This window comes from Sphingobium sp. RC1 (assembly GCF_059738765.1).
Genome location: NZ_AP027306.1, coordinates 1,406,806 through 1,419,815, shown reverse-complemented (window position 1 = coordinate 1,419,815; position 13,010 = coordinate 1,406,806). Strand labels below are relative to the sequence as shown.

Below are 13,010 nucleotides of genomic sequence, written 5' to 3'. Positions count from 1 at the left end.
TAAGTAAAGTTCGTCCTGCCGCCCTGTCCGTGCGGTGAAATCAGGGGAATGGATTGCGCAGTGCAGCATTGCCGGGCCATAGAAGACGCCTGCTCCACTTCCCAAAGGGATACAGGTGATACTGACCGTCTCGACTAAGCCTTTCGATGACCAGAAGCCGGGCACATCCGGCCTGCGCAAAAAGGTGCGCGTCTTTCAACAGCCGCATTATGCCGCCAACTTCGTGCAGTCGGTGTTCGACAGCCTGACCGGATTTGTAGGACAGACCTTGGTAGTCGGCGGCGACGGCCGATATCTCAACCGCGAAGTCATCCAGATCGTGCTCAAGATGGCCGCGGCAAATGGATTTGGCCGGGTGCTGGTCGGTCAAGGCGGCATATTGTCGACCCCTGCGGCATCGCATCTGATCCGATCGTCAGGCGCGTTCGGCGGTCTGGTTCTGTCGGCCAGCCATAATCCCGGAGGCCCGGACGAGGATTTCGGTATCAAATATAATGTGAGCAATGGAGGCCCCGCGCCGGAGAAAGTGACGAACGCTATCCACGCCCGCACGCTCAAGATCGACAGCTATCGCATCGTCGGTGCGGACGACATCGACATCGACACCATCGGCACGGTCCAGCTTGACGGAATGACGGTCGAGGTGGTCGATCCCGTTGCCGCTTATGCCGAACTGATGGAGCAATTGTTCGACTTTTCAGCCATTCGGGAAATGATCGCCCAAGGCTTTACCCTCTCCTTCGACGCGATGAGCGCGGTCACCGGCCCATATGCCACAGAGATTTTCGAGCGGCGTTTGGGGGCGCCGTCGGGAACCGTGCGCAACGGCATTCCCCTGCCCGACTTTGGTCATCATCATCCCGACCCAAACCTCGTCCACGCAAGGGAATTGTACGACCGGATGATGGGCGCAAGCGCGCCCGATTTCGGCGCTGCGTCGGACGGCGATGGCGATCGCAACCTGATCATCGGCCGCAATTGCTATGTGACGCCATCGGACTCGCTCGCGGTACTGGCGGCCAACGCGCATCTCGCGCCCGGCTATGCGAAGGGCCTCAAGGGCATCGCGCGGTCGATGCCCACCAGCGGCGCTGCGGATCGGGTGGCGGAAAAGCTGGGCATTCCGCTTTACGAGACGCCGACCGGATGGAAATTCTTCGGCAATCTTCTGGACGCGGGCATGGCGACGATCTGCGGCGAGGAAAGCGCGGGAACCGGCTCTGATCACGTCCGTGAGAAGGACGGCATTTGGGCCGTACTGCTGTGGCTCAACATCCTGGCAGCCCGCAGGCAAAGCGTGACGGAGATTATGCAGGCGCATTGGGCTATTTTCGGCCGCAACTATTATGCGCGCCACGATTATGAGGCCATCGCCAAGAATCGCGCGGACGCGCTAATGGCGGCGCTTCGGGACAAACTATTCACTCTGCCTGGCACCTCCAATAGCGGCGGCACGGTGAAGAGCGCGGATGATTTCGCCTATACTGATCCTACCGACCAATCCGTCAGTCACAATCAGGGCATCCGCATCCTGTTCGAGGATGGTTCGCGCATCGTTTTTCGTCTCTCCGGCACCGGCACCGAAGGCGCTACCTTGCGCGTCTATATTGAACGCTATGTAGATCGTGACGGCAACCTTGGCATGGGAACCGCCGACGCCCTCGCGCCGCTGGTCCGAGCCGCGCAAGAAATCGCGGATATTGCCGGATTTACCAGCATGGACCGGCCGAGCGTGATCACCTGACAGACATAAAAACTTATCCGAGGGACATGGGACGGCAAGAGCGAAAGACTAGGGACGCGCCATGTTTCGCTCCCGCACTATCGCTCGTTCTTTCCGCGCATTTTTGGGCGTCTGCACCCTCCTGACTGGCGCTGCTACGCATGCCGCTACAGCCGAAGATGAGCAGGTCTGGCTCAACCTGACGGCCATGGGGCCGGTCAGCGGCGGCCTCATCTATTTCGCCGAGATCCAGCCTCGGTTCGGCAATGGCGCCTCACGGGCCGACCAGACTCTCCTGCGTGGCGCGGTGGGTTGGAAGCTGTCGCCTCAGCTGTCCGTCTATCAGGGCTATTTGCATATCGTCCTGCCCTCGCAAGGCGGGCGCGATGTCAATGAAGAGCGTAGTTTTCAGCAGATCAGCTGGACGATTGCCAAGCCGTGGGACGGCGAACTTTCGTCCCGCACGCGGCTGGAGCAGCGCTGGCGTTCTGACGGCAGCGGCATGGGATGGCGGCTGCGGGAGATGCTCCGTTATGAAAAACCGCTGAAGCCCGGCAGCCAGGCCGTCAACGCGCTGGTCTATGCGGAGGGGTTTGCCGCGATCAACAGCACGGATTGGGGACAGAGAGCGGGCTTCGACCAGTTGCGGAGCTTTGTCGGCGCGGAGGTCAAGCTGATGGCCAAGTCCACGGCCGAGATTGGCTACCTCAACCAGATCATCAACCAGCGGGGCGGTAACGAGCGCATGAACCATGTCGCGTCGATCACCCTCTTCTTCCGACGCTGAGCACAGGCTGGCCTTCGGACGCGGAACAGGCTATCGGCCCGGCCATCATTTTGACGTGAAGGCAGTTCCATGGGTTTTCGTTGCGGTATCGTCGGGCTTCCCAATGTGGGCAAGTCCACCCTGTTCAATGCGCTGACCGAAACGCAGGCGGCGCAGGCGGCGAACTACCCCTTCTGCACGATCGAGCCCAATGAGGGCCGCGTCGCCGTGCCCGACGACCGGCTTCAGACCATCGCCAAGATTGGCGGCAGCGCCAAGATCATCGAAACGCAGCTGTCCTTCGTCGATATTGCGGGCCTGGTGCGCGGCGCTTCCAAGGGCGAAGGGCTTGGCAACCAGTTCCTTGCCAATATCCGCGAGACGGACGCCATCGTCCACGTGCTGCGCTGTTTTGAGGATGGTGACATCACCCATGTCGAGGGGAAGGTCGACCCTATCGCGGATGCGGAGACGGTCGAGACCGAGTTGATGCTGGCGGACCTGGAAAGCCTGGAAAAGCGCGTGCCGAACTTCGCCAAGAAGGCGGCGCAGGGCGACAAGGAAGCAAAGGTGGCGGCGTCCGTCCTGGGCAAAGCGCTGGACCTGCTGCGCGACGGCAAGCCCGCGAGGCTAACGCAGCCCGCCGACGACGAGGAAGCCCGCATTTTCCAGCAGGCCCAGCTGCTGACCGCCAAGCCTGTCCTCTATGTCTGCAATGTCGAGGAAGAGGCGGCGGCCGAGGGCAATGCCCACTCCGCCCGCGTTTTCGAGAAGGCGGCGGCAGAGGGCGCAAAGGCAGTGATCGTATCGGCCGCGATCGAAGCCGAGCTGATCACCATGCCGGTCGAAGAACGCGCCGAATATCTGGAAGCTCTGGGCCTGACCGAAGCAGGCCTCGCCCGCATCATCCGCGCGGGTTATGAATTGCTTGGCCTCATCACCTTCTTCACCGTTGGTCCGAAGGAAGCACGCGCCTGGACCGTGACCAAGGGGTCGAAAGCGCCCCAGGCGGCAGGGGCAATCCATACCGATTTTGAAAAGGGCTTCATCCGCGCCGAAACCATGGCCTATGCCGACTATGTCCAGTTCAATGGCGAAGCCGGTGCCAAGGAAGCGGGGAAGTGGCGATCCGAAGGCAAGGATTATGTGACGCAGGACGGCGACATCATGCTGTTCCGCTTCAACGTCTGACGTCGTGACGCTGCGGCCCGGCCAGATCCCGGCCCAGCGCAAGGCCGCTTTTCCGCCTAGTGTCGATGAACGCACGACATTGCTGATTCTCGGCAGCCTTCCGGGCGATGCCTCGATCAGGCAGGGCGAATATTATGCCCATCGCGGCAACGCTTTCTGGTCGCTGATGGGGGATGTGCTGGGCGAGGATTTGCGCGCCCTGCCCTATGCCATGCGGCTGAAGCATTTGCGTGGGCGAGGCGTTGGTTTGTGGGATGTGATCGAGAGCGCAGACCGGGAAGGCAGCCTCGACAGCGCGATCCGTGGCGCAGAACTTCGGGATTTAGGTGCCTTTATCGCGCGCCTGCCTGCGCTGCGGGCGATTGCCTTCAACGGCAAGACGGCGTCTGTGCATGGCCGCCGTCAGATCGGCGCTGACACGGGGCTGTCCTTAATCGACCTGCCATCCAGCAGTGGCGCTAACGCCATGCTATCCCGCGACAAGAAGGCAGAGCTATGGCGGACGCTGCGCCAATGGATCGCGCCATCCTGACATTGACGTAAACGTAAGGCTCACCTAGATCGTCTGCAACATGAGAGGTGCTGGATCATGAGCGAGATTGTCTATTTCGAGGATGTGGAAGTCGGCAGCAAGCTCGAGTTCGGTTCAATCACCGTCGGCCGGGACGAGATCATCGCCTTCGCCGCTGAATTTGACGCCCAGCCCTTTCACCTTTCAGACGAAGCTGCGGCAGAAACGCATTTTGGTAGCCTGTCGGCCAGCGGATGGCACACCACTGCGCTGTTCATGAAGATGTTCGTCGCGAAAATGCAGGCTGGCGGACATCAGGATGCGAGCTTGGGTGCCATGGGCATAGATGAATTGCGCTGGTTGCGGCCGGTCAGACCGGGCGACACGCTGCGGGGCGCATCAGAGGTCGTGGAAAAGAAGGCCTCGCGCAGCAGGCCGGAGATGGGCATCATCAAGAGTAAGGTGACCATCTTCAATCAGCATAACGAACCTGTTATGACGCTGATGCCGATCACGATGTTTCGCACGCGTCCGAACTGAACGGATCGGCAGCCTATCTGTCGCGCTTTGGCGGCAGCGGCTGGTTGGCCAGGGCATCCGCAGCCATCAGGCGGATCTGACTGGCTGACGAGTTCGACAGTTGAACGAGGTGCAGGCCGGGCGGCAGATCGAACCAGACGATCTTCGCAATGCCCGAACATGCGGCGCCATGACCATGGGCGGAAGACGCGACTGCGCTGTGGTCGGTGACAATATCGACCCAGGCGGGGCCGGACAGGCCTATGCCCACCCGTGCAGGCGCCTTGATCGCCAGGCTGAATAGGCCGCCATAGCTTTTAGGCTGCCGACGCGCCGGTTTCACAGCATATTGGACCTGTGCTGAAGGACGCAAGGTTGCGACGATGGGCTTGCCGAGGATCAGCCGGGGCGCGGAAGCTGCTTCGCCCGCCGCTGCCTCCGTGCCACTCTGGTTCCAGCTCGTCCATGGTTCGGGGGGAAGCGGCGCATTGCGGCATGGGTCACCGCCGTGCGTTGCGGCAAGGGCGGGCGCGGACAGGCTCAAGGCAGCCAAGCAGGCGATCATGCGCATGATCATTTCCTCCCGAACAGCTTCTCGATGTCGCCATGACCCAGCTTCACCCATGTCGGACGGCCGTGGTTGCACTGGCCGCTGCGTGGCGTGATTTCCATCTCCCGCAGCAGCGCGTTCATTTCCGTGACGCTCAGCATACGACCGGCGCGTACCGATCCGTGGCATGCCATCGTCGCCGCGACCAGATCGAGCCGCTCCTTCAAGGACAGAGCATCGTCATAGGCAGCCAGATCATCGGCGAGGTCGGTGACGAGCCCCTGCACGTCGCCCTGCCCCAGCATTGCGGGAACCGCGCGCACGAGCATGGCGGAGGGACCGAACCGCTCCAGTTCGAGGCCGAAGTCGCGCAACTCATCGATGCGCGTTTCGAGGCGGTCGCAAGCAGGCTCGTCCAGTTCGACCACCTCGGGCAGTAGCAGCGCCTGCGCAGCGACGCCCTGCCCCTCCATCGCGCGGCGCATCCGTTCAAGCGTCAGGCGTTCATGCGCGGCGTGCTGGTCGACGATCACAAGCCCGTCCTCAGCCTCTGCGACAATATAGGTGCGCGCCACCTGCCCACGCGCCACGCCAAGCGGGAAGCTGGTTCCTTCCGGCGGAGGGGCAGCAGCGGGTTCCGCGCGCGCTTGCGGCGGGGGAGCGAAGAAGGAAGGGCGGCGATCGGCGAATGCGGCGGCGGGGGACGTGTAGGATGCTGAGGCAGCTTCGAAGATGGGGAGCGCATTGATGGGGGTGGGCGACACAGGCTCTGCCCGCCAGGCGGAAAGGCTCGCCGGGTCGGCCTGCTGCACGGATCGGAACCCTTCCGCATCGAGTGCCCGCCGTACACCCGAAACGATCATGCCGCGGATCATCGCCGGGTCGCGGAAGCGGACCTCGGTTTTTGCCGGATGGACATTGACGTCGACCTCCAGCGGAGGAACGTCGAGGAACAGAGCCACCACGGGATGCCTGTCGCGCGCCAGCATGTCGGCATAAGCACCGCGCACCGCTCCTATCAGCAGGCGATCGCGAACCGGGCGGCCGTTCACGAAGAGGAACTGATGATCGCCCACACCGCGATTATAGGTCGGGAGCGAGGCAACGCCTGACAAGCGAACGCCTTCCCGTTCTAGCGAGACGATCACATGATTCTCGGCAAGCGCTCGGTCCGTGAGCGTGGCCACCCGATCTTCCCGCGCTTCTCCTGCCTGCACGGCCACGGCCCGGCGGCCGTCATGCTCCATAGTGAAGGCAACAGACGGATGGGCCATTGCCAGGCGGCGCACGATATCGAGGCAGGCGGCATATTCCGCCTTGGCTGACCGGAGGAATTTGCGCCGGGCGGGCACCCTCGCGAAAAGCTGCTCCACCGTCACGCGGGTGCCCGGCGGCAGGGCGGCGGGACCTTCGGACAGCAGCGCGCCATTATCGACAGTGCGGTTCCAGCCATCCTGTCCCTTAGGGCGACTGTCGATGGAAAGCCGGGCAACACTGGCGATGGATGGCAGTGCTTCACCGCGAAAGCCCAACGTCGCAACATTTTCGATCGCATCGTCGGGCAATTTTGAGGTCGCATGTCGCTCCAGCGCCAGCGCGATCTCGTCAGGCGCCATGCCGCAGCCATCGTCGCTGACCTCTATCCGGTCGAGCCCGCCACCGCCTAACCGTATGAAAATGCGGCTTGCCCCGGCATCCAGAGCGTTTTCAACAATTTCCTTGAGCGCGCTGGCGGGTCTTTCGACCACTTCACCGGCAGCGATACGGTTGACCAGATGTTCGGGCAGGCGGCGTATTGACATTGATTAGTGACTAGCCCAAGCGAGCGCTTTCCGCGAGCCGTTGCCCCCGAAAATTTTGCCTCATCACACGGGATGATGACAGGGGCGGCGGAACGTGGCAGGGACCTCCGAACGCCCCGGTTCGCGTCGCCGGGACGGGCGGGCTGAACAGGAACAAGCATGTCGATCTTTTCGCGACTTTTCAAACTCTCCTCCCAGGATATGGCTATCGATCTCGGCACGGCGAACACTGTCGTCTATGTGCGGGGCCGCGGAATCGTGCTGAATGAGCCATCGGTCGTGGCGGTGGAGACACTGAACGGCGTGAAACGGGTCAAGGCTGTCGGCGACGATGCCAAATTGATGATGGGCAAGACGCCCGATTCGATCGAGGCGATCCGTCCCCTGCGTGACGGCGTTATCGCGGACATCGATGTCGCTGAACAGATGATCAAGCACTTCATCACGAAGGTGCATGGCGGCAAATCCCGCCCCTGGCGCTTCCCGGAAATCGTGATCTGCGTGCCGTCCGGATCGACCAGCGTCGAACGCCGCGCGATTCGCGATGCGGCGAGCAATGCGGGCGCTTCTCAGGTCTTCCTGATCGAGGAACCGATGGCCGCCGCAATCGGCGCCGACATGCCGGTGACCGAACCGATCGGATCGATGGTCGTGGACATCGGTGGTGGCACGACCGAAGTCGCGGTGCTGTCGCTGCGGGGCCTCGCCTATACCACCTCGGTACGCGTCGGCGGTGACAAGATGGACGAAGCCATCGTTTCATTCGTGCGCCGTCACCACAATCTTCTGATCGGTGAAGCGACCGCTGAACGCATCAAGAAGCAGTTCGGCGTGGCCCAGCCCCCCGAAGACGGCGTGGGCGAAACCATTCACATCAAGGGCCGCGACCTCGTCAACGGCGTGCCCAAGGAAATCTCGATCAACCAGGGCCAGATCGCCGACGCGCTGGCCGAACCGATCAGCACCATCGTCGAAGGTGTGCGCATCGCTCTTGAAAATACCGCGCCGGAACTGGCGGCGGATATCGTTGATCAGGGCATCGTGCTGACCGGCGGCGGCGCGCTGCTGAAGGGTCTGGACGATGAACTGCGCGACGAGACTGGCCTGCCCGTCACGATCGCCGAAGATCCGCTAACTTGCGTCGCGATCGGAACCGGCCGTGCGATGGAGGACCCGATCTTCCGAGGCGTGCTGCAGACCGCTTAAGGTCAGGGGGACCACAGCATGGCGCGGCCATCCAGCCGACGTCCCGGCCATAACCGCAAGGCGCAGTACAGCCTGTTTGCCAGCTATGTTGTTGCGGTGACGGGTGCAGCTGCTGGCTTGCTGCTGGTCGCCGTGGCAATTTTCGACCCCACAGGGTTCGCGGCGATCCGTATGGCTACGGCGGAAATCTCCCGCCCCGCGTCGCTCGGCCTGCGCAACATGGTAAGCGGGGCAAGTTCGCTGGACGATGTGCTGACCGCCTATTGGCGTGCCGGATCACAGAATATCGCCTTGCGTCATCAGGTGGATGCGGATCGCAACCGCATCATCGAGGCGAAGGCGATCGCGCAGGAAAATCTGCGCCTCAAGAAATTGTTGAAACTGGTCGATGAAGATCAGAGCGATCTGCTCACGGCACGGCTGATATCCTCCTCTTCCTCCAGCGCTCGCCGTTTCGCCCGCCTGAACGCCGGCCGGTGGCAAGGCGTCCGTCCCGGCATGCCCGTGCGTGCATCCGAGGGCCTGGTGGGCCGCATCCATAGCGTGACGCCCAACACGGCTGACGTGCTGCTGCTGACCGATAGCAGCAACATCGTGCCGGTTCGCCGCGCTACGGACAGCGTGGCAGCCATCTCAACCGGGCTGGGAGATGGAACCGTCGAAATCCGTTCGCTAGCGGCGGGCCGAAATCCGTTCAGCCCCGGCGACATCCTCGTCACATCAGGTGTCGGTGGTGTATATCAACCCAATATTCCGGTTGCGGTTGTCGTGCGCATAGCAGGCGAGATTGCCTATGGTGTGCCGCTCGCCAATCCGGCGAAGGTAGATGCGGTGGTAGTCGAACGCTCTTTTGAAGAGGTCGTGACGCGCGGTAGCCCGACTATGCCTGAAGCCGCCCCAGCAGAAGCGGCGGCGAACGCCAGCGCGCCATGATCGACCCGCACCTCCAGCATGTTCCCAAGCTGGGCCGCACCCCGTCCAATTTTCGGCTGACAGGGACGCCAGTCATCACAGTCATGCTCGGGTCGTCCATCACCGTCCTGCCAGTAATCGCACAAGCGCCAGTCATGCCGCCCTTCGGCCTGCTGCTATTGCTGTCATGGCGGTTGCTGCGGCCTGAGTTGTGGCGCGTCTGGATCGGCGTTCCACTCGGCCTGTTCGACGACATCATGAGTGGGCAGCCGATCGGATCGGCGATGTTCCTGTGGACCATGATGTTGATCGGGATCGACGCGGTTGAACATCGCATGGTGTGGCGCAGCTATCGGCAGGACTGGCTAATCGCGGCGGCAGCCATTATCTTCTGCATCGCCGGGGGCCTGTTCTTTGCGCGGATTACCGGCGGAGGAAACATCAAGCTGGAACTGGTCGCGCCACAAATGCTCTGGACGATCCTGCTCTTCCCCTTCGTGGTGCGGCAATGCGCCCGGATCGATCGCTGGCGCGTGATGGCATGAAGCTGCCCAAGCTCAAGCGTAAGACCGTTAACGAAGCATCCTTGTCCTTCACCTTCACCCGACGGGCGATGGTGGTAGGCGGGTTGCAGGCGGGAATAGGCGCTATGCTGATCGGCCGCATGGGCTGGATCAGCGTCGCTGAAAACGAAAAATATAATCTCCTCTCTGAAAGCAATCGGGTCAACCTGACTCTGATTCCGCCGCGTCGTGGCTGGATATTGGACCGGAACGGCCGCGCGCTGGCCAATAACCGGACGGACTTTCGCGTAGATCTGATCCCCGAACGCGTGACCGATCCGGAAGGCACGATCCGCAGCCTGACGCAGCTTCTGTCGCTACCGCCCGATGAGGTGGAGCGCATCCAGACGGAACTAGAAAAGGCGCCCGGCTTCCGCCCTGTGCAGGTTGCCGAAAAGCTCACCTATGATCAGTTCGCGGCGGTCAGCGTTCGTCTGCCCGACCTGCCGGGTGTTGCGCCCAGCCAGGGCTTTTCGCGTTACTATCCCGCTGGTGCGACCGTGGGTCATCTGCTGGGCTATGTAGGCGCGGCATCGGCCAAGGATTTTGAGGAACGCAGGGACCCGCTGCTGATCACGCCCGGCTTCAAGGTGGGTAAGGACGGGCTCGAAAAATCGTTCGACAGGGAACTGACGGGGAATCCCGGCGCGAAGCGGGTCGAAGTTACGGCGCGCGGCAAGATCGTGCGGGAACTGACCACCCGGCCCGACACACCCGGTCAATCCATTAAATTGACGATCGATGCGGGGTTGCAGGAATATGCCGGACGGCGGCTCGCCACGCAAAGTGGATCCGTCGTGGTCATCGATTGCCAGAATGGTGACGTGCTGGCCATGGCTTCCATGCCCAGTTTCGATCCCAACAGCTTTTCCGACGGTATCAGCCATCTGGAATGGCAGATGCTGTCCAGCGACGATCATATCCCTCTTCGCAACAAGACGTTGCAAGGCCTGTATCCGCCCGGATCGACGGTAAAGCCGATGGTCGCGCTCGCCCTTCTGGAGGCGGGCATCTCTCCTGCCGACCGTGTGAACTGCCCCGGCGCGATCAGAGTGGGGAACACGTTGTTCCACTGTCATAAGAAGCGCGGGCACGGGGCGCTCGACATGCGAGGCGCCATTGCGCAAAGCTGCGACATATATTTTTACCAGATGGCTCAGCGGATCGGGATGGACCGCATCGCCAGCATGGCGCACCGGGTCGGCATGGGTCAGAAATTTTCCCTGCCCTTCCCCAGCCAAAGCTATGGCACGGTTCCCGACCCGGCATGGAAGCTCAAGAAATACGGCCAGAAGTGGCAGGTCTATGACACCGTGAATGCCACGATCGGCCAGGGCTATATGCTCATCAATCCGCTCCAAATGGCGGTCATGGCGGCACGTCTGGCTACCGGCCGTCAGTTGATGCCCAATTTCATCCATGGCGCTCATAGGCCCGAACCGGCCCCCGTCGGCGTTGCGGAGCAACATCTTGTCACCATCCGTGATGCCATGAGCGCCGTCGTCAATGGTGGCGGCACCGGGGGCGCGGCGCGGATGAGCATTCCCGGCGTGCTCATGGCCGGAAAGACCGGTACGGCACAGGTCCGGCGCATCACCATGTCAGAACGCGCGGGCGGGGTGCGCGGCAACGCTTCCCTACCCTTCAAGCTACGCGATCACGCCCTGTTCCAGGGCTTCGCGCCGTTCGACAATCCCCGCTACGCGATCGCCTGCATCCTCGAACATGGCGGCCATACCAACAGGGTAGAGGACGCGCCGATGATCGCCAGCGACACCATGTCCTTCCTTTTTGACCAGGCGAAGGCGATAGAAAAGCTGGAGACGCTAGAAAAAGGCTGGGGCGGCCCGCCTGCCGAGCGGATGGCCCGGCAGATGGCCGCGTTCCGCCTCGCCAAGGCGATCGAAAAGGGCGAGGCGTCGCCAGAGGCCGCCAATGCCGCCCAGGAAGCGAACGCGACTAATGTCGCGGCCCCGGCAGCATCATCGCCCGCCGAAGATGACACGCCCCCCCCGCCCGGCCCCGGCACGGTGGCCGACTGATGGGCATTATCCCTCAACCGCTGACGGAATTCCCTTGGCGCGTACTTGCGATCCTGATCGCCATCGCAGGGTTTGGCACGCTCGTGCTCTACAGCGCGGCGGGCGGCAGCATCACGCCATGGGCGATCAACCAGGGCGTGCGGTTCATTATCTTTTCGGTGATGGCCTTCACCATCAGCCGGGTGCCGCTGGAGCTTTTCGCGCGTTTCGCCTTTCCGGCCTATGGGGCCATTCTGATCTCCCTAGTGCTTGTCGAACTGATCGGCGGCGTTGCGGGCGGCAGTCAGCGATGGATCAACCTTGGCTTCATGCAGTTGCAGCCATCGGAATTCATGAAGCCGATCATCGTTCTGGCCGTCGCGCGCTTTTATGCTTTGCTCCCGGTAGGTGAAATCCGCCGCTGGACGGCAATATGGCCCGCGCTCGTCCTCATCGGGGTGCCATGGGCGTTGGTTCTGGTACAACCGGACCTGGGGACAGCGACAATGATCGCGGCGGGCGGCGTGACAGTCATGTTCCTGGCTGGATTGCCGCTGCGCCTGTTCGTGGGATCGGGCCTGGTGATGGCTGCGATCATCCCGATCGCCTTCAGTTTCCTGCACGACTATCAGCAAAAGCGCGTGCTCATCTTCATGGACCCAGAAAGCGATCCGCTGGGCGCGGGCTACCATATCAGCCAGTCAAAGATCGCGATCGGGTCGGGCGGCATCTGGGGCAAGGGCTTCCTGAAGGGGACCCAGAGCCACCTAGACTATCTTCCCGAGGGGCATACCGACTTCGTCTTCGCCACCATGGCGGAGGAATGGGGTCTCGTCGGCGGGATATTCCTGATCGGCGCGTTCCTGCTGCTCTTCCGGTGGGGCATCGGCGTATCACTGCGCGCGAACGACAAATATGCGCGGTTGGTCGCGGCGGGCCTGACCACGACGATCTTTTTCTATGTCGCGATCAACCTCATGATGGTGATGGGGCTGGCACCTGTCGTCGGCATTCCCCTGCCCTTCATGTCCTATGGCGGATCGTCCATGTTGACCGTCATGCTCTGCATCGGGATCATCATGGCCATTGACCGGTCTAGCCGACGGGGCGGGAGACGGCCCGGAAATTGGGGCTGAAAGTAGCCACGATGCAAAATTTTCCGCACTGCGGTGATTTACTGTTTGCAAAGCCGGAGGATAATGCTAACCGCCCGGCCACGCCAAGGCGAGGCTCCAAACGGAGCGAT

Annotated in this window: 12 protein-coding genes; 10 read left to right on the top strand and 2 right to left on the bottom strand. The window is 62.2% G+C overall.

Annotated features, from left to right (window positions below; translation table 11 throughout):
- Positions 1-115 precede the first annotated feature (115 nt).
- The 5 genes from AC6JBC_RS07030 to AC6JBC_RS07010 all read left to right on the top strand — a co-directional run bounded on the left by AC6JBC_RS07030 (position 116) and on the right by AC6JBC_RS07010 (position 4,731).
- Positions 116-1,744, top strand: a complete 1,629-nt coding sequence (locus AC6JBC_RS07030) for an alpha-D-glucose phosphate-specific phosphoglucomutase (protein WP_498023600.1) — start codon at positions 116-118, stop codon at positions 1,742-1,744.
- Positions 1,745-1,805: 61 nt separating this feature from the next.
- Entirely contained in the window at positions 1,806-2,510 is a 705-nt protein-coding gene (locus AC6JBC_RS07025) for a DUF2490 domain-containing protein (RefSeq protein WP_498023599.1), read from the top strand.
- A 69-nt stretch (positions 2,511-2,579) separates the two neighbouring features.
- Entirely contained in the window at positions 2,580-3,680 is a 1,101-nt protein-coding gene (gene ychF / locus AC6JBC_RS07020; protein ID WP_464779446.1) for a redox-regulated ATPase YchF, read from the top strand.
- 4 nt (positions 3,681-3,684) lie between these two features.
- Positions 3,685-4,212 (top strand): DNA-deoxyinosine glycosylase, encoded by a 528-nt coding sequence (locus AC6JBC_RS07015; protein ID WP_498023598.1) that lies wholly within the window; start codon positions 3,685-3,687, stop codon positions 4,210-4,212.
- A gap of 57 nt (positions 4,213-4,269) precedes the next feature.
- Entirely contained in the window at positions 4,270-4,731 is a 462-nt protein-coding gene (locus AC6JBC_RS07010; protein ID WP_498023597.1) for a MaoC family dehydratase, read from the top strand.
- A gap of 13 nt (positions 4,732-4,744) precedes the next feature.
- On the opposite strand, the gene AC6JBC_RS07005 is transcribed toward AC6JBC_RS07010, so the two are convergent.
- Complete coding sequence (locus tag AC6JBC_RS07005; protein WP_498023596.1) at positions 4,745-5,281, bottom strand: hypothetical protein; 537 nt, start codon at positions 5,279-5,281, stop codon at positions 4,745-4,747.
- 2 nt (positions 5,282-5,283) lie between these two features.
- Positions 5,284-7,062: a DNA mismatch repair endonuclease MutL gene (gene mutL / locus AC6JBC_RS07000; protein ID WP_498023595.1), complete on the bottom strand. Its 1,779-nt coding sequence runs from the start codon at positions 7,060-7,062 to the stop codon at positions 5,284-5,286.
- Between the two features lie 159 nt (positions 7,063-7,221).
- On the opposite strand from mutL, the gene AC6JBC_RS06995 reads away from it, so the two are divergent.
- From AC6JBC_RS06995 to rodA, 5 genes are read left to right on the top strand one after another with little or no spacing between them, the layout of a single operon-like run.
- Positions 7,222-8,268 carry a rod shape-determining protein gene (locus AC6JBC_RS06995; RefSeq protein ID WP_007685698.1) on the top strand — a complete coding sequence of 349 codons (1,047 nt, stop codon included), beginning with the start codon at positions 7,222-7,224 and terminating at the stop codon, positions 8,266-8,268.
- Between the two features lie 18 nt (positions 8,269-8,286).
- A complete protein-coding gene (gene mreC / locus AC6JBC_RS06990; RefSeq protein WP_498023594.1) occupies positions 8,287-9,201 on the top strand; it encodes a rod shape-determining protein MreC in 915 nt (304 codons plus the stop codon).
- On the top strand, positions 9,198-9,725 hold the full coding sequence (gene mreD, locus AC6JBC_RS06985; protein ID WP_196225982.1) for a rod shape-determining protein MreD: 528 nt from the start codon (positions 9,198-9,200) through the stop codon (positions 9,723-9,725). Before mreC ends, mreD begins: the two co-directional genes overlap by 4 nt.
- Positions 9,722-11,785, top strand: coding sequence for a penicillin-binding protein 2 (gene mrdA, locus AC6JBC_RS06980; protein WP_498026018.1), 2,064 nt, complete (start codon positions 9,722-9,724; stop codon positions 11,783-11,785). Before mreD ends, mrdA begins: the two co-directional genes overlap by 4 nt.
- Positions 11,785-12,900 carry a rod shape-determining protein RodA gene (rodA, locus tag AC6JBC_RS06975; RefSeq protein ID WP_196225981.1) on the top strand — a complete coding sequence of 372 codons (1,116 nt, stop codon included), beginning with the start codon at positions 11,785-11,787 and terminating at the stop codon, positions 12,898-12,900. Before mrdA ends, rodA begins: the two co-directional genes overlap by 1 nt.
- The last annotated feature ends 110 nt before the right edge of the window (positions 12,901-13,010 follow it).

Excerpts from the sequence above, each read along its gene's own strand:
- mrdA (WP_498026018.1), top strand. The coding sequence starts at position 9,722 with ATGAAGCTGCCCAAGCTCAAGCGTAAGACCGTTAACGAAGCATCCTTG.
- AC6JBC_RS07025 (WP_498023599.1), top strand. The coding sequence starts at position 1,806 with ATGTTTCGCTCCCGCACTATCGCTCGTTCTTTCCGCGCATTTTTGGGC.
- mreC (WP_498023594.1), top strand. The coding sequence starts at position 8,287 with ATGGCGCGGCCATCCAGCCGACGTCCCGGCCATAACCGCAAGGCGCAG.
- rodA (WP_196225981.1), top strand. The coding sequence starts at position 11,785 with ATGGGCATTATCCCTCAACCGCTGACGGAATTCCCTTGGCGCGTACTT.
- mutL (WP_498023595.1), bottom strand. The coding sequence starts at position 7,062 with ATGTCAATACGCCGCCTGCCCGAACATCTGGTCAACCGTATCGCTGCC.
- mreD (WP_196225982.1), top strand. The coding sequence starts at position 9,198 with ATGATCGACCCGCACCTCCAGCATGTTCCCAAGCTGGGCCGCACCCCG.
- AC6JBC_RS07005 (WP_498023596.1), bottom strand. The coding sequence starts at position 5,281 with ATGCGCATGATCGCCTGCTTGGCTGCCTTGAGCCTGTCCGCGCCCGCC.
- ychF (WP_464779446.1), top strand. The coding sequence starts at position 2,580 with ATGGGTTTTCGTTGCGGTATCGTCGGGCTTCCCAATGTGGGCAAGTCC.
- AC6JBC_RS07010 (WP_498023597.1), top strand. The coding sequence starts at position 4,270 with ATGAGCGAGATTGTCTATTTCGAGGATGTGGAAGTCGGCAGCAAGCTC.
- AC6JBC_RS06995 (WP_007685698.1), top strand. The coding sequence starts at position 7,222 with ATGTCGATCTTTTCGCGACTTTTCAAACTCTCCTCCCAGGATATGGCT.